Origin of the sequence: Paraburkholderia sp. BL6665CI2N2 (genome assembly GCF_004366535.1) — a bacterium.
Taxonomy (GTDB): Bacteria; Pseudomonadota; Gammaproteobacteria; order Burkholderiales; family Burkholderiaceae; genus Paraburkholderia.
This window is the reverse complement of sequence record NZ_SORC01000001.1, coordinates 5,151,754-5,167,670: the sequence shown is the minus strand read 5'-3', so window position 1 is coordinate 5,167,670 and position 15,917 is coordinate 5,151,754. Positions and strand designations below refer to the sequence as shown.

The 15,917-nt window shown below is 59.0% G+C and carries 15 protein-coding genes and 1 tRNA gene; 7 read left to right on the top strand and 9 right to left on the bottom strand.

The window, feature by feature from the left end; translation table 11 throughout:
* Positions 1-24 precede the first annotated feature (24 nt).
* From B0G81_RS23095 to B0G81_RS23085, 3 genes are all read right to left on the bottom strand, one after another.
* Positions 25-1,254, bottom strand: a complete 1,230-nt coding sequence (locus B0G81_RS23095; protein WP_134138446.1) for a type II secretion system F family protein — start codon at positions 1,252-1,254, stop codon at positions 25-27.
* Positions 1,251-2,546, bottom strand: coding sequence for an ATPase, T2SS/T4P/T4SS family (locus B0G81_RS23090; protein ID WP_134138445.1), 1,296 nt, complete (start codon positions 2,544-2,546; stop codon positions 1,251-1,253). Before B0G81_RS23090 ends, B0G81_RS23095 begins: the two co-directional genes overlap by 4 nt.
* 265 nt (positions 2,547-2,811) lie before the next feature.
* Complete coding sequence (locus tag B0G81_RS23085; RefSeq protein ID WP_116118330.1) at positions 2,812-4,110, bottom strand: HlyC/CorC family transporter; 1,299 nt, start codon at positions 4,108-4,110, stop codon at positions 2,812-2,814.
* 758 nt (positions 4,111-4,868) lie between these two features.
* On the opposite strand from B0G81_RS23085, the gene B0G81_RS23080 reads away from it, so the two are divergent.
* Complete coding sequence (locus B0G81_RS23080) at positions 4,869-5,624, top strand: hypothetical protein (RefSeq protein ID WP_134138444.1); 756 nt, start codon at positions 4,869-4,871, stop codon at positions 5,622-5,624.
* A gap of 11 nt (positions 5,625-5,635) precedes the next feature.
* On the opposite strand, the gene B0G81_RS43775 is transcribed toward B0G81_RS23080, so the two are convergent.
* Positions 5,636-5,791, bottom strand: a complete 156-nt coding sequence (locus B0G81_RS43775) for a hypothetical protein (RefSeq protein WP_166679050.1) — start codon at positions 5,789-5,791, stop codon at positions 5,636-5,638.
* Positions 5,792-5,813: 22 nt separating this feature from the next.
* On the opposite strand from B0G81_RS43775, the gene B0G81_RS23075 reads away from it, so the two are divergent.
* A complete protein-coding gene (locus tag B0G81_RS23075; RefSeq protein ID WP_166679049.1) occupies positions 5,814-7,028 on the top strand; it encodes a hypothetical protein in 1,215 nt (404 codons plus the stop codon).
* Positions 7,029-7,240: 212 nt separating this feature from the next.
* On the opposite strand, the gene B0G81_RS23070 is transcribed toward B0G81_RS23075, so the two are convergent.
* Positions 7,241-7,654 (bottom strand): hypothetical protein, encoded by a 414-nt coding sequence (locus B0G81_RS23070; protein WP_134138442.1) that lies wholly within the window; start codon positions 7,652-7,654, stop codon positions 7,241-7,243.
* A gap of 98 nt (positions 7,655-7,752) precedes the next feature.
* Entirely contained in the window at positions 7,753-8,646 is an 894-nt protein-coding gene (locus B0G81_RS23065) for a hypothetical protein (RefSeq protein WP_134138441.1), read from the bottom strand.
* 241 nt (positions 8,647-8,887) lie between these two features.
* Here B0G81_RS23065 and B0G81_RS23060 point away from each other — a divergent pair, with 241 nt between their 5' ends.
* A complete protein-coding gene (locus B0G81_RS23060) occupies positions 8,888-9,463 on the top strand; it encodes a recombinase family protein (protein ID WP_134138440.1) in 576 nt (191 codons plus the stop codon).
* Between the two features lie 406 nt (positions 9,464-9,869).
* Complete coding sequence (locus B0G81_RS23055) at positions 9,870-10,682, top strand: hypothetical protein (protein ID WP_134138439.1); 813 nt, start codon at positions 9,870-9,872, stop codon at positions 10,680-10,682.
* Between the two features lie 25 nt (positions 10,683-10,707).
* On the opposite strand, the gene B0G81_RS23050 is transcribed toward B0G81_RS23055, so the two are convergent.
* From B0G81_RS23050 to B0G81_RS23040, 3 genes are all read right to left on the bottom strand, one after another.
* Positions 10,708-12,423: a tyrosine-type recombinase/integrase gene (locus tag B0G81_RS23050; RefSeq protein WP_134138438.1), complete on the bottom strand. Its 1,716-nt coding sequence runs from the start codon at positions 12,421-12,423 to the stop codon at positions 10,708-10,710.
* Positions 12,424-12,544: 121 nt separating this feature from the next.
* Positions 12,545-12,621: transfer RNA gene (locus tag B0G81_RS23045), tRNA-Pro, on the bottom strand.
* Positions 12,622-12,669: 48 nt separating this feature from the next.
* Complete coding sequence (locus B0G81_RS23040) at positions 12,670-13,662, bottom strand: polyprenyl synthetase family protein (RefSeq protein WP_106285179.1); 993 nt, start codon at positions 13,660-13,662, stop codon at positions 12,670-12,672.
* Between the two features lie 239 nt (positions 13,663-13,901).
* Between B0G81_RS23040 and rplU the strand changes: the two genes are divergently transcribed.
* The 3 genes from rplU (at position 13,902) to cgtA (ending at position 15,857) form a co-directional block, all read left to right on the top strand.
* On the top strand, positions 13,902-14,213 hold the full coding sequence (rplU, locus tag B0G81_RS23035; RefSeq protein ID WP_006051835.1) for a 50S ribosomal protein L21: 312 nt from the start codon (positions 13,902-13,904) through the stop codon (positions 14,211-14,213).
* Positions 14,214-14,238: 25 nt separating this feature from the next.
* Positions 14,239-14,502 carry a 50S ribosomal protein L27 gene (rpmA, locus tag B0G81_RS23030; protein WP_007180330.1) on the top strand — a complete coding sequence of 88 codons (264 nt, stop codon included), beginning with the start codon at positions 14,239-14,241 and terminating at the stop codon, positions 14,500-14,502.
* 233 nt (positions 14,503-14,735) lie between these two features.
* Complete coding sequence (gene cgtA / locus B0G81_RS23025) at positions 14,736-15,857, top strand: Obg family GTPase CgtA (protein WP_116139045.1); 1,122 nt, start codon at positions 14,736-14,738, stop codon at positions 15,855-15,857.
* The last annotated feature ends 60 nt before the right edge of the window (positions 15,858-15,917 follow it).

Below are 15,917 nucleotides of genomic sequence, written 5' to 3'. Positions count from 1 at the left end.
TTAAGGATGGATTCGGCTGCGATCCTACACCACGTTGCCGAGTTGAATAATGGGAAGATACATCGCGATCACGAGGCCGCCGACCAGCGCGCCGAGCACGACGATGACGAGTGGCTCGCATAGACTCGACAGCGTGCCGATCTTTTCGTCTACCTGACGATCGGCCAGCGACGCCACGTCGATCAGCATGGCGTCGAGTGCTCCGGACTCCTCGGCAACCGCGATGGGCTGCACGACTTCGGGCGGAAAGCAGTGTGCCGCGCGCATTGCGGCGGCGAGCCGTTCGCCGCGCCGCAGACGCGCGGCGATTTCCACGGTGGCGCGGTCGAAGAATGCGTTGCCGGTGGCGTGAGTCAGCGAATCGAACGCGTCGGCCAGCGGTGTGCCGGCTGATAACAAGGTGCCGAGCGCGCGGCTCCAGCGCGCCGCGCACAACGTGCGCAACAGCGGACCGGCGACCGGTATTGTCAGCGATATGCGCGCAAAGCGGATGCGCGCGGCTTCGGAACGTCGCAGCAGAAACGTCGCTGCTGATCCGAACGCGAAGATCATGGCGACTGCCGGTATGCTCCATCGCGCCACACCGGACGACAATGCCAGTACGAACTGCGTGGGTGCGGGCAGCCTGGCGCCGAAGCCGTCGAAGATCTGTTTGAAGGTCGGTACGACCCACACGAGCAATGCCGCGGTGATTGCCATCGCCAGCACGAGGATCGCGACGGGATAGGTCAATGCCGCGCGCACTTTGGCGCGCTGCGCGGCGGCGCGTTCGCGGTCGTCGGCGATGCGGGCGAGGACCGCCGCGAGTGCGCCGGCCGCCTCGCCGACTTCGACGAGTTGGCAGTACAGCGCGTTGAATTGCGCGGGATGCCGCTGCAACGCCGCGGAAAAACGCAGGCCGCTGGTGATGTTGCGCGCAAGCGCGCCGACAATGCGCGGCATGCCGTGGCGGCGCGAAGTCTGGGCTTGCGCGAGCAGGTCCAGCGCGGGCGCGAGTGGGAGACCCGCGCGCAGCAGGCTGGCGAGCTGGCGCGTGAATAGCGTGATGTCCGCGGCGCGTGTGGTGGGACGCGGTGCCGGTCCGAGCGCCGTCAGTTCCAGGATGAACAGATTGTCGCGCTTGAGCACTGAGCGAGCGATGGCTGCGTCCGGGGCGATAAGCGCGCCGTTTTTCCGCACGCCGTTGGCATCGACGCCGCGCCATCTGAACCGCATGTCGGAGGCCGGAAGCCTTTGGGTCGTCGCCGTGTTCATGCGAACTCGGTGGCGGCGAGCGCTTCGGCGAGGCTGGTGGTGCCGTCGCGCACACGTCTCAACGCGGCGTCGCGCAAGGTGCCCACCTGTTCGGTTTGCGCCAGCCGCGCGAGTTCATGCGTGCCGGCGCTCGCGACGATCAGTTCGCGCATCGCATCGGATACGGGCATCACCTGATGAATGCCGATGCGGCCGCGATAGCCGATGCCGTGACACGCGGGGCACCCGGCGGTGGCGTAGGGCTGCCAGCCATCGAGTTGCTGCTCGCTGAAACCTGCTGCCCGGAGCGCCGCGACCGACTGCGGCGCCGGCACGCGGCACGCGACGCAGAGCCGCCGCACCAGCCGTTGCGCGGTGACCATCCGCAACGCGGCGGCGAGGTTATACGGCTCGACGCCGATATCGATCAGACGCGCGATGGCTGCCGGCGCGTCGTTCGTATGCAGGGTCGACAGGACGAGGTGGCCCGTTTGTGCGGCTTTTACGGCGACGTCGGCGGTTTCTTCGTCGCGAATTTCGCCGACCATGATCACGTCGGGATCCTGGCGAAGAAATGCACGTAGCGCGACCGCGAAAGTGAGCCCGGCTTTTTCGCGCACACTGACCTGATTGATGCCAGCCAACTGGATCTCCGCGGGGTCTTCCACTGAACAGAGATTGCGGGCCTCGCCGTTGAGCAGATTCAGGAAACAGTACAGCGACAATGTCTTGCCGCTCCCGGTGGGACCGGTGACAAGCATGAGGCCGTGCGGCGCGCGAATCGCGGCATCCACGGTTTCGCGTTGATGCGGATCGAGGCCGAGCGAGTCGAGTGAAAGATCGGCGGGCAGCGCGTCGAGCCTGCGCAGCACGAGCTTTTCTCCGAATAGCGTGGGCAGCGAGTTGACGCGGTAGTCTTCAACGCGTCCGGGCGAAGTGGAAATGCGCAGCCGGCCGTCTTGCGGCACGCGACGCTCTGCGATATCCATGCGCGCCAGCACCTTCACCCGAGTGATGAATGCGTCGCGCAGATGCGCCGGCGGCGGCGGGATTTCGTGCAGCACGCCGTCGATTCGCAAGCGCACGCGCCAGCCGTGTTCCGCTGGCTCGATATGAAGGTCCGACGCGTTTCGGCGAGTTGCTTCCTGCAATGTGTCGGTCAAAAGACGCACGGCGGGAGCGTTGTCGGTATCCGTGGGATTTGTTGCGCCGACGTCGGGCGCGAATGGTCTCAGTTTCGCTTTGACGGCGCTTTCGTGGACGTTTGCGATGGCGCGCGGCGATGCCGCCGTGGGCTGGAAAGAGGCTTGCATGAGAGACCGGTGATGAACCGCCTGTAGAACACGACGGCTTCATCTTCCGGCAAGGTGGCGGGCGCCGCTATTCGGCCATTCGGCTAATGGCGCGCGTTGCGTTGGTGTGCGATGCTGCTGCAGGTTTGGCCGCTGTGCTGTGCTCGGCGCGTGTTTGCCGCTGCCTGCCGTGCCTGGCTGTGGTGCCTGGCCATGTCGCGCTGTTGCTAGTCGTGCCAAACGGTCGCGCGCCGCATCGCGAAGGCGCGCAGTTACGTCGACTAACCTAGCCGCGCAATACCTTGCCGGCCTTCACACGCGTCGGCGGTCTGAACAGCTTGACCGTACGAATCGCCTGATCGTCGCTGCGCATCACTTCGAGTTTGACTTCGCCGATCTGCACGCACACGTCGCCGTCGGGAATGTCTTCGAGAATTTCGAGGATTAGACCATTGAGCGTTTTCGGCCCGTCGGTAGGCAGCGTGAGATGCAGCCAGCGGTTCAACTCGCGCAGCGGCATGCTGCCGGCCACGATGCATTCGCCGTTCTCGTTCCAGCCGCCGCGCGAGTTGGCGCCGCGCGGAATCGAGGTAGTGAACTCGCCAATCAGTTCCTCGATGATGTCTTCCGGTGTGACGAGGCCCTGCAACTCGCCGTATTCGTTGACGACCAGCGCTGTGCGGTGGCGGCTCTCCTGGAAGAATTGCAATTGCTGGAACACGGGCGTCCCGCTCGGCACGAAGTACGGCTCGGCCAGCAGTTCGCGCAGCGTCTCGCGCTCGAGTTCCTGGTTGTGCAGCGCCGCCAGTGTCTTGCGTACGTGCAGCACACCGAGCACGCGATCAATGTCGCCTTGATAGACGATCAGTTTGTTGTGGTAACAGGTTTCCAGTTGATGCAGGATGTGCTCGAACGGCGCGTCGAAATCCAGCGCCTCGATGCGGCGGCGCGGGATCATCACATCGTCGACGGAGATGTTTTCCAGGTCGAACAGGTTCAGCAGAATGCTGCGGTGCTTGGTCGGCATGAAGCTGCCGGACTCGAGCACGATGGTGCGCAGCTCTTCGGTCGACAGGCGCTGGTCGTGCGCGCCCTTTGTATTGATATGCAGCACGCGCAGAATGCCGTTCGCAAAAAGATTGACGAACCAGACTAGCGGTTTGGCGACGCGCATCATCGGCGCGATCAGCAGGCTGGCCGGCAGCGCGACTTTTTCAGGGAACGTCGCGCCGACGATCTTCGGCGTGATTTCCGCGAACACGATGATCAGAAACGCGACGATACCGGTCGCGATCGACAGCACGAGGTTGTTCCGGCCGAACGTGTGCAGGGCGATCGAGGTGGTGAGCACCGGAATGATGGTGTTGAACAGATTGTTGCCGATCAGCACCACGCTCAAAAGCTGATCCGTCTGCGCGAGGAGACCTTGAGTGGTCTTTGCGCCGAGCGCGTTCTGATTGGCCAGATGTTTCAGGCGATGGCGATTGATCGCCATCATCGCCGTTTCGGAAATCGAAAAGAAGCTCGAGCAGATAAGCAGCAGAAAGACGGCGCCAATCTGCGCCCATAAGGGAAGTTGTTCCACGCGTCGTGAAGGATAGGGAAAGGATGAAGAGAATATAGCAGAGGGGCTTGCGCGCACTGTTCGTACTGGCGGCAAAAGACAGGGCGATGATGGCGGTGCGGGGTGCGTGAGGGAAATAACACGCTGAACACGCCGCGCGTGACCCAACAAAAACAAAAAACCGCCGAGCTAGCTGGGCGGTTTTTTGAGCCTTGAACTAACAAGGCGAATCTGGTCGGGGTGAGAGGATTCGAACCCCTGTGTACCGACCACGGAATAAGGCTTTCCGGGCAACCGGTCAACGTCAAACGCGCGTCGAGTTGACAAGGTATAAGGTCCCCAGCTTACCACGGGCGGCGCTGGTTTTCTCCGGGATTACCTCGGCTTCCTAATCGCGGACGCTCCCGGCACCGCCCCCACCCCCACGTATTGGCGAGAGGCCCCCTGTCTCATAGCGGGTCGATGAGATCCGAGTAATAACAGGGCAGGACCAAACTCCCCAAGACACCCCGGGCCCCTACCCATCCCGGCGCTTTGGCTGAAGCCACCCCTGTTTGCTGGAGGCCTCCCGGCCCCTAGGGGGTACTACCTTACAAAACCCTTCACCCCTCTGAAAATCATGGGCGCGGTCTCCTCTCACGAAGCTTGAACAACAACAGCGGTCGAGCTTTAACGTAGTTTTTGAAGTCAGTCTAAAACGGGCATGGGGGGTACCTTGGACAGCGCGGCCCAAGTAGACTCTAGAGCGTAGAAAATCCAGCCATCAAAGCGGAGGCACGATGCAGGCCGAAGTCCGACGTCTTGAGCTATCTGAGACTGCGCTACGGGCGCTTGATCCCCATCAGCGATACGTCTTCGCCTTGGTTGGCCACGTATTCAACGAGCTTCTTCTCTTACAGAAATGGGTGCACGTAAGCCGCCGGTCCCCAGGTAACCCGGGGCCGCAAGAAGACGCGGCAGTGAGCGTCACCATGTTCCTTATACGATTACTGGCTGCAAAGGTGTATGAGGCGCTCCACGAAGATGCCTTGACGAAGAAGTCTATTGCCGACGTGCTTCGCACTGACTATTTCGGAAAGGTAGATGGCCTGAGCGACAAGTGGGATGCCGTTCTGGTGCAGCATGAGAGGCTTGAGTGGCTGGGCTGGATCCGGAACAAAGGTGGGTTCCACTACATGAATGCAGGCCAGTGGATCCCATACTTAGGCGACACGATTTGTAGCGATGCCTACATCTACACCGGCAGACGCTATGGGGACACGTACTTCCATTGGGCAGACATGACGGCGGCGCTACCTGCGATGAGCCATGTGAATGCCGATGATCCCTTCAAGGGCCTTGAGCAGATGTTGCAGGAGCTTGGCCAATTTGTCGGCGACATTACCGATTGCCTTGCGCGTGGGCTGCAGGCATTCTTGAGTGAGAGTGGCATCGGGGGTTCATTGTCTGATCCCATACGATTCGACGCGCCGCCACTCGAGCCTCCCGCACTGCACTACTTCTTCGCGGACGAGCGATTAGGCGGGAACGGCTAAGCTCGCCGCGTTTAACCCACAGTGGTGAGTTGCGACACGCGCGTCAATAGAGAGAATCGCACCGCCATATCGCCGTCGCGGGTCATGTGTGTGTCGCCGCGCACATTGAGGATGTAAAGGAGGTCGGAGAACCCGGTGAACTTACTACTATAGTTTTCTTTGTCCATACGACCTTCACGGACGCGGGAGATGACCATGAATAGGCGGAGGAAGAACATCAACGACGATGAGACGGAAGGGGCGGCTTCGCCGAGCAAGCTCAAGAAGACGATAGACAACAACCCACTAGTCGTCCTCGCGGGCGTGGTAGTTACTTCAGTGACTTTGGCCGGAGCAGTCACCGGGTGGTTTTGGAAAGAATCTGACCAGCTAAAAGAAATCCAATACAAGAACGAACTCAATTCCACGAGTTCGAAACTCGAAGCGAAGATTTCTGACTTGAGTTTGCGGTTGTCGTCCATTGAGCGGCGAGTCGGCGACACCAAACTATTTTTGGACGTTCTGAGAATTCCTATCACGGCCCAAGACATTAACGCCCTTCCGGCATCATATACAAGTTTTGACTCCGGATACTTTTTTGTCTCAGTCCCCGCGTCCGCAACATGGAGCGGAGGGGCTGCATCGCAGCTGGACATGGGTGTCGCGATGCTCGGAGATAGCGCCCGCAAGATGCTTGATACCGTAGGAGAAAAGCTTCCGGTGATGGCTAAAAAGAAGGGTGTCCTTTGGAAAAGCTCAGAGACGGTCAATGCGCAACTGGCACCATCAGTATTTACCAATCAACTTGGCACCGATCATTTTCAATTTCATCCTTACCTTTTCGTAATGGGAGTAGACCAAGCCTATATTAGTGACGTTCAGAAACAGTTTTCCGGCGCACTCAATGCTACTCCTCCCCAAACCGCTGAAATCTCGAAGTCAGTCGCCGCATTAAAACAACTACTATCCTCGGATGATAAGAAGGGTGCTGATATGTCAGCATCCGGCGCATCATCAGCGAAAGCCCCTGCAAGCAAAAAGCACCGAAATGTCGACGTAGAACAGAACATACTTGATGGACTTGCTGCGACTTCTCGTGGCGACCTTGCCGGGTTTTTGCTCATAGATGCGCTTATGTCGCGTTTTCAAATGTCGCTGTTTACTGGGGGATCGGTAAAGATTATTACAACGCAAAAGAAGGGTAACGTTTGGTACCTGCGCACGCAGTTGGTTCTGCCAACAGTATCCGGCCCGGACGACAAACCGGTCACATCCCAAGTCATATTGGATGAAGAGCTTTTTTTTATTGGCACCGCTCGCGGGGGGGTGCTCGTACGTAGCGGGGTTCCCTCACTCTCGCTAAGGAGTGACGCTTACACTTGGACTACCTCATTGCTCAGTTCACTTCGTGTCACAGTCGACTAGTGACCGTGAAAGTTCAAGTGAGGTTTGCCGCACCCAGATGGTTGGCCAAGGGGGCGCTCGATAACGACGAGTGAGATCACAACCGTCAGATCGGGGTACAGGCTGGCTTGACGTCGGGCGCTAACAGCCACTCTCTTCGCACTCGTTGAGCCAGAACAGTGACCGTTCGCCAGAATGGGGATGGTCCGCTGTTCCAGCCTGCCCGAGGTATGTCAAGTATTCTGATCTGCTAACGGCTCTTCACCACCGCCTCGCTTCGGCTCCGCACCACGGTCTTCCGCTGCGGCATTAGTTCCGAAGTCCCCCTGCGCAGCACCATCTATCACCGCTGTCATGTGTAAAGTTTTTCCACCGTCGTTTGGCTGATCCTTTGGAATGCCAAAGTCCACAAGCCTTTCTGAGAAGAGAATGCCAAGTCGCCCGTTATCCTTTCGCATGCCAAGATCGAACCTATTGCTGAATCGCCTCATTTCTTCGGCTATTTTGTCTTCAAGCAGATTGCAAAGGTATTCAACGAAAGCATCAACTACGGCGAGCTCGTTGTGAACTTCCTCAAGTCCGACTGCTCGATGAGCGACGCCCAGCGTGCGTTCCCACATTGTCGAGTATTGATTGAATACAGGCACCTTTCCATAAAAATATAATTCATTGAACTTGAGTTTTTCTATGTCTATATTCCCGTGAAGTAGGTCATTTCTTGACTCAACAAGTTTAAGATAATTTGCTACTGCAGGATGGCCAGCTTCGATAGGTCCTTTGAAACCTTTGCAGTAGTACGGGAGTGATCGAATTCGAACGTGCATCGGGAGGCGAAAAATTCCATCGAAAAGCTGTCTGTCTTCTCGAATGGATCGCATCGCAAGGATGAAAAAAGTAAATTGACAAATGACTCAGCCATCACCGGAACCATTGCTCGAATGCCAAAGCTCAGGCCGATAGCTTTAGAGTAGTCGGCGGCCCTGTCTCTCCACTGATCCCCCCCGGCGCTTAGGTCCTCGCTTTCGAGTAGGCTGGGCAGGGCGTCAGATGCTGGATTGAGGTTGAGTTTGTCCAGTTCTTCGATAAGCTGCTTTACCGCTCTTCTGAGACGTTGATACGGATTTACGAATTCGATCCAAGGCTCCAGATGCTCCTTGCGAATGTGCGCCATTTCTTTTCCGTAGCGGGAGAAGTCGGATTTTACCTGTCGTATGAACTCCGTTTTCTCTGTGTCCGGCAGTTTGTCGCCGGTTATCCACACATCCGTTCGGAAATTAAGTCCCGCTATCGTAATGTAGCCAATTGAGGTTTTGAGATGCCATTCCCAATGGACTAGATTATCCGAGTCGTCGTTGCGAAGGAAATTTTGGAGGCCATTAGGTTGCCCAAAGCGAGCGCCGAGATAGCAGTACAAATCAGATGGGCGGATTTCGTTGCCCAGTGTCCACATGGTCGCCGGGCGCGGAGTTTTTTGCTCTCTTATAGCTTCGATGATGTCTTTGGGATGAACAAACTCGAAGCTGGCAACGTAGTCCCCGGCTAACCGGTTCAACTGCGTGGTCATAACAGTCCCGTTAATTGCGAGTGCGCCGAGTCGAGTCAAACGGACAGACTTGGCAACGTTATAGTAAAAATCCATCAATGAGTCGAAACGGCGATAGCACCGAGGAATCCTTTGGCACCCCTGAAGCTGGGTAGGCCCACGATGCCGATAGTTTTTTCATGCGTCAAGGGGGGGCCGGGCATCTTGCCCGCCAGCCAAAGTGTGCGAAAACGGTCATTTGCGAACAGCTAGCCAAGCGGTGTGCGAAGAATAGCTTGAACCTATTTCGAACAGGGGTCATAATTCGGTCACCCTTTTCGCACACCCTGAGGTCTCCATGAGCCGCACCTTCGCATATGCCCGCGTCAGCAAGCTCGAACTCACTACGAGCAATCAGCTTGAAGAGATTCGCAATGCAGGCTTCGCGGTGGAACCGCAGCGGATCGTTGAGGAAACGGTCAGTGGTAGCACGGAGGCGTTCAAGCGTCCGATGTTCGCCAAGCTGGTGGACAGGCTGGAAAAGGGCGATGTGTTGATCGTCACCAAGCTGGATCGGCTGGGCCGGTCTGCCCTTGATGTGCGCTCTACCGTCGAGAAGCTGGCTGGGATGGTGGTTCGCGTTCACTGCCTGCAATTGGGCGGCGCGGATCTCACCAGTTCGGCTGGTAAGCTGATCATGGGCGTCCTGAGCAGCATGGCGGAATTCGAGCGTGATCTGATCATCGAGCGCACACAGGCTGGTTTGGCTCGAGCGAAGGCCGAGGGAACGAAGCTGGGCAGGAAGGCTTCACTCTCCCCAGGGGAACAGCAGCGGATTCGGGAGTCACTTGAGCGGGGTGTATCGGTCAGCCAGTTGGCACGGGATTACAGCACCAGCCGAGCCACGATCCTTCGAGCCAAGATCGCCGCATGAGATAGGCTGGAGATGAGAGTTATTCTCAAGTAGAAATACTAATCGCAGTTTGGCAATGCCTCTTTTCGAGAGGCGGATGAACTGCCGCAGTCATCCTGCCCCTGCCCTTGGGCTACTCCACGGGTCTTGGAGACCTCCGGTGGACTCCCGTGGGATCACCTTGGCACCCTTGCGATTGCAGGGGATCGGCAGGGAGCCTGTGAGATGTCCTGTGATGGGCTGTTTTGTCGCTCCCCCTGCTTGGCGGTCGGCATGGCCTCCTGAGCCTCCCAGCCCTATCCCACGGGGCTTCGAGGGATCGCGGGGCACCTCAGGGTCTCTTATGCTTGGAGGTCAAAAAAGGATAGGATTGCGGTCCCTGCTTCTACCTCTCCTATTAGGATAGGCTAATGCCTGTCCCCATTTTATGACTGACAACTCAGAAGACAGCTTTTACGCGATCAAACAGCAGGTCGAAGCGAGTATTGCCGCTCAGCCGATACCAGCCCCCGAGAAACCCGCCAAGCTACCCCTGCAACAGATTCTGTTCATGCCGGAGCTGTTTCAGCATCGGTTGCCGAAGGAATGGGATAGCGAAAGGCATGTAGCAACGTTGAAACGCGTTGTGACGGGCGGAGACACCTTAGAGCCGCTAACCGTGTTTTGGACTGGTAACGGGTGGACCTGCATTGACGGGCACCATCGCGCTGCGGCTTATGAAGTGGCTGGGTTCAATGACGAGGTGCCGGTAAGCGTGTTCGGGGGGACGCTGGACCATGCCATAGCTCATGCGGCAGAGACCAACAGCCGCGACAAGCTACCCATGAAGCCAGAAGAGAAAACCCATGCAGCGTGGCGGCTGACCATCGGCACCGCGTTGTCAATCAACGATATTCACAAGGCGACGACCGTAGCGAAATCCCGCATTAGCGATATGCGAAAGGTCCATAAACATATCGTCGAGAAGCACGGTGAGGATTACGCGTCAACGCTGCGGTGGAAAGACGCTTGGAATATTTGGAAAGGCAACCATAAGGATGACGAGGTAGGTTCCGATGATTGGGTTGAGCGTGAGGCTCAGAAACTGGCGGAACGATTGACCAAGAAATTCGGCAGTGAGCTTGGACGAAACGCTGAGATAACGTGGAGGGCCTTGGAGATTTACAGCCCCAACATGGTCGGACAAATATGCGGCTACCTTGGCGTGCAGTGGGATGACCCGGAAGAGCTTGAATTCTAAGCCTCAGTGGTATCCGCTACGGCCCTCAGGGGCGGCCCCGTGTTGCCATGATCTTGGGCCATTCAAGACGGTCCAAGGCCTCTCGCATGGTCCGGGGGCTTGCTGCCTTGGTGTAGTTCACGCGACCACTAGAACCCTGAGCCGCATGGCCCGTGATTGAGTCAGCCGTCTCGGTACCGATTCCTTTATCGGCCAGCGCTCCGCGTATCCAATGGCGGAACTTGTGCGATCCGTCGAGGCGGCCAGTCGGCAACCCCAGGGAGCGCCGAAGCTCCAGGAACCATCTGCCCAATGTGTCACCAGGTGCGGTCGCTCGGCCACTCAGCGACGGGAATGCGCCTCCCGTACCACCCGCCACCCTCTCATGCCACGCAGAGAACCAGGGGTCCGCCAGCAGGTGAGAAGCCAGTGCGACGATACGCTCAGATTCGTCGGTCTTGACGGTCCCGGCCTCATCGGTCATGCGAACGGTCTTGACGCCGTGCCGGGTCTGGAAGTCCTCGCGGCGTAGCTGCGCAATCTCGCCGATGCGTGCTCCGGTATGTAGAAGCAGCAGCAGGGCGGCGCGGCCATCTTCAGGCGTTACATTGTCCCAATTCCGCACCTGCTCCATGTGTTCGGAGAATAAGGGCGACCCGAACAGTATCGCTAGCTCGTCATCGGTCCATCCTTCGCGCTTCTTCGCGCCCTTGGTCTTATCGAACGAAACCGTGAACTGGTTGCGGTCGAGGATGCCATCCTTTACCGCTGTGTTCACCAAGGCATTTACAGCGGTGTAGTGATTGTGAGCGGTCTTGGCTCCGAAGCCCCGTGCCTTGCCGTCTAGCAGGAACTTGACGAAGGCCGCTCCGGTCGTCCGCGTCAGATCGCTCAAGGGGACCGCCTTGCCGCACGCTTCCTCGAATAGCACCAGTGCCTTCTCTGCCCGTTTTACGGGGTTGTCTGTCTCGGCATACCCGTTCCACTGCCTCCAGGACGGCACCATGTCCCAAAGGGTCTTGGGCTTGTCCTGAGGCTCCTGTGCTGGTTCCTTGGTCGGCAGGACACTGTCCGGGTCGATAGGCGCATCCGGTGTGTCTACAGGTTCCCCAAGGCTTCGCTGATAAAGAGCTTCGTGGACCCTGACCGTAGTTCGCGTTAGCCGCTGGAGGGCCAAACGTCCCTCGGGTGTGTCCCAATTCACACGAATCGACCACGGGGCACAAACGAATTCGGCCAACTCGCGGGCATGTGAGAAGTCCCCTTGCGCGGCGGCTGCTTTCCAAGCCTGAAGCTGTGCAAAGTCGTAGTTCTGTACGTCCGCGACCTGTTCCCCGGTCAGAAAATCACCCACCTGTGCCCATACGGACGGATTCGCTGCGGCAAGGTCGCCCCTGAGGACAGCCACCATTCCAGGATCGGTGCGAGACTGTTCATCCAGATCGAGATGTAGGTTTTCAATGGCTCGAGCGATGGTTGCTTCTAACTCTGCCGTCAGCGGGACGAATGGAGCACGGCGCGTACTGTCCTCCAGCGCCTGAAACTTGGCCCGGTGTTCGGCTATCAGCCGGTGTGCAATGGTGATGGCTTCGGCTCGGTTCGCCGTCTTCAGGCTTGCGCGAAAAGCATCAGTCGCCAGCTTGCCGCCCTTCGTGCGAGGGAACAGGTGTTGCAGGTGTTTGGGGATGCCGATGCGGAGTTGATAGATACCGCTCTTAGGGTGCGGTTCAAGTCCAGGGGGCAGCGCCGTCATGTCGTTCATCCGCGTATTTTGACACGCGAATTGACATGTTGAATTGACGGCTCCGGAAACGACAAAGCCCGGAAAACCTTACCAGAAGGGCTACTCCCTTTACTGGCTTGACTTTCCGGGCCTCAAATTCTGGTCGGGGTGAGAGGATTCGAACCTCCGGCCTCTACGTCCCGAACGTAGCGCTCTACCAGGCTAAGCTACACCCCGATGTGTACTGCAGACTCGATTCAGACTAAGCCGGCGTTTCAGTCTCGTTCAAGACTGTCTTGCCGTCGAGTAAGAACATAATTCTAGCAGGCTCTCTTTAAAAATGGAATCCGGAAACGAAGAAATTGCTGCAGCTGCGGCCTGAGCTTCTTTTTTCGCGCATTCAAGCGTGTGGTCCAGTGCGCCGGAGCGCGTGATCGCCTCGAAAATAGTGTCGAAACGTTCCGTGCCGCCTTGCTCGATCACTTCCCGCGCGAGCGCCGACTGCTCCGGAGTGCCGCGTTCGATCAGATAGATCAGCGGCAGAGTGGGTTTGCCTTCGCGAAGGTCGTCGCCGGCGTTCTTGCCCATCGACTCAGCTGTGCCCGTGTAGTCGAGCCAGTCGTCCATGATCTGGAACGCAGTGCCGATGCGCCGGCCGAATTCGGCAGCGGCGGCTTCCGTTTTCGCGTCCGATCCGGCCAGCACCGCGCCCAATTGGGCGGCTGCTTCGAACAGCTTGGCGGTCTTGTAGCGGATCACCTGCATGTAGCGGGCTTCGTCCACGTCGGCGTCGTGCATGTTCAGCAACTGCAGCACCTCGCCTTCGGAGATGATGTTGGTCGCCTCCGACAGAATCTCCATCACGCGCATCTTGCCCACGCCGACCATCATCTGGAACGAGCGCGAGTACAGGAAATCGCCCACCAGTACGCTCGCGGCGTTGCCGAACAGCGCGTTGGCAGTCTGGCGGCCGCGCCGCAGGTCGGATTCGTCGACCACGTCGTCGTGCAGCAGCGTGGCCGTATGAATGAATTCGACGACCGCCGCCAGTTCGTGCCGATGCCCTGTGGTTTCGCCCAACGCGCCGGCCACCAGCAGCAGCAAGGCCGGCCGCAGCCGCTTGCCGCCCGCGCTGATGATGTACTCGGAAATCTGGTTGATCAGCATCACGTCGGATGCAAGACGGTGCCGTATGACGCGATTGACCTGCTGCATGTCTTCGGCGATCGGAGCGAGCAGGCTGGCGGCGTTGGAGGAGGGGGTGGCAGTCGACGACATGATGGCTGAATTGGGTAGTGCCGCGAATTATAAGGCGAATCGCGACAGTTCCGGGTCGCAGGCTGCGGCGCGGCGCGTTCCGGGCGGCGGCAGAACCGCGCGCCGGGCCTGTGCTGCAAGGCGCCGGGCGCTGCGCGCGGCGCTCCTCAATGAGTTTTGACCGAGCAGCTAACTCTATGTATAATCACGGGTTTCCGCGCGCGGTGCGTGGAAAAAATGAACACAGAGTGAGGTTCTCAATGTACGCGGTCATAAAAACCGGTGGCAAGCAGTATAAAGTTGCCGTCGGCGAAAAACTTAAAGTAGAACAGATACCGGCAGACATTGACGCTGAAATCACGCTCGACCAGGTTCTCGCAGTGGGCGAAGGCGAATCGATTAAGTTCGGTGCGCCGCTGGTCAGTGGGGCTTCCGTCAAGGCTACCGTCGTGTCGCAAGGTCGTCACAAGAAAGTGACCATCTTCAAGATGCGTCGCCGGAAGCACTACCAGAAGCATGGCGGCCACCGCCAGAACTATACCGAACTGCGCATCGACGCGATCAACGCGTAAGCGCACCGGTTAAGGAGCAAATCAAATGGCACACAAAAAGGCAGGCGGATCATCCCGCAACGGCCGCGACTCCGAATCGAAGCGCCTCGGCGTGAAGGTTTACGGCGGTCAGGCTATCAACGCTGGCGGCATCATCGTTCGTCAACGTGGCACGCGCATGCACCCGGGCGAAAACGTTGGCATCGGCAAGGATCACACCTTGTTCGCGCTGACGGACGGCCACGTCAATTTCTCGACGAAGGGCGCAGCGAAGAAGCACATGGTCAACGTCGTCCCGGCAGCAGTCTGAGCTTACTCAGGCACGGGCTTCAGGACCGGAAAAAGGCCCCGCGAAGTTAGCGGGGCTTTTTTTATTCCGGCAGGTTTTCGCCGGATGAATGGGCGGGAACGCCCTTCGTGCCGCTATGTCCTATGCCGCTAGGTCGATTGATCGACTCGCGGCGGGCGCGGCAAAATAGCAGCATCCAGTAGCAATAAATCTAGCAGCACCATCTGGCAGCACACCACGGGACGGAGTTACGCATGAAGTTCATTGACGAAGCGAGGATTGAAGTCATCGCCGGCGACGGAGGGGATGGCAGCGCGTCGATGCGCCGCGAGAAGTTCGTTCCGTTCGGCGGCCCGGATGGCGGCGACGGCGGCCGCGGCGGCAGCGTGATCGCGGTCGCGGACCGCAACATCAACACGCTGATCGACTACCGCTACGCGAAGAAACACCTGGCGCGCAACGGCGAAAACGGCCGCGGCGCGGACTGCTACGGCAAAGGCGGCGACGACATCACGCTGCGCATGCCGGTCGGCACCACGATCACCGACATGGAGACCGGCGAGCTGATCGCCGATCTGACCGAGCACAACCAGAGCGTGCAGATCGCTCAGGGCGGCGCGGGCGGTCTCGGTAACCTGCATTTCAAATCCAGCACGAACCGCGCACCGCGTCAGAAAACGGACGGCAAGCCGGGCGAGCGCCGCATGGTGCGCCTCGAACTGAAGGTGCTGGCGGACGTCGGTCTGCTCGGCATGCCGAACGCCGGCAAGTCGACCTTCATCGCGTCCGTGTCGAACGCCAAGCCGAAGATCGCCGATTACCCGTTCACGACACTCGCGCCGAATCTCGGCGTGGTGCGTGTCGGGCCGAGCCGCAGCTTCGTGATCGCCGACATTCCTGGCTTGATCGAAGGCGCGGCGGAAGGCGCGGGCCTCGGCCACCAGTTCCTGCGTCACTTGCAGCGCACGGGCTTGTTGCTGCATATCGTCGACCTCGCACCGTTCGACGACGCGGTCGATCCGGTCGCGGAAGCCAAGGCGATCGTCAACGAGCTGCGCAAGTACGACGAGCTGCTGTATGAAAAGCCGCGCTGGCTGGTGCTGAACAAGCTTGACATGGTGCCCGAAGACGAGCGCCAAGCTCGTGTTTCGGCGTTCATCGAAGGCTTCGGTTGGGATGGCCCGGTGTTCGAAATCTCGGCGCTGACAGGCCAGGGCTGCGAAAACCTTTGCTACGCGGTGTTCGACCACATCGCCGCGCACTCGGACGCACAGCGCGCAGCGGAAGCCGAAGATCTCGCTGCTGACGTGCGTTTCCGCGAGAAGCCGGAAGCGCCGGCCGCCGCGGACGACGCCGGCACCGACCCGCAAGCATAAAAAGCTCGAGCGCCGGCGCCCGGGCGGGTTGCCGGTATGCATCACGCGACATCTTGGGAG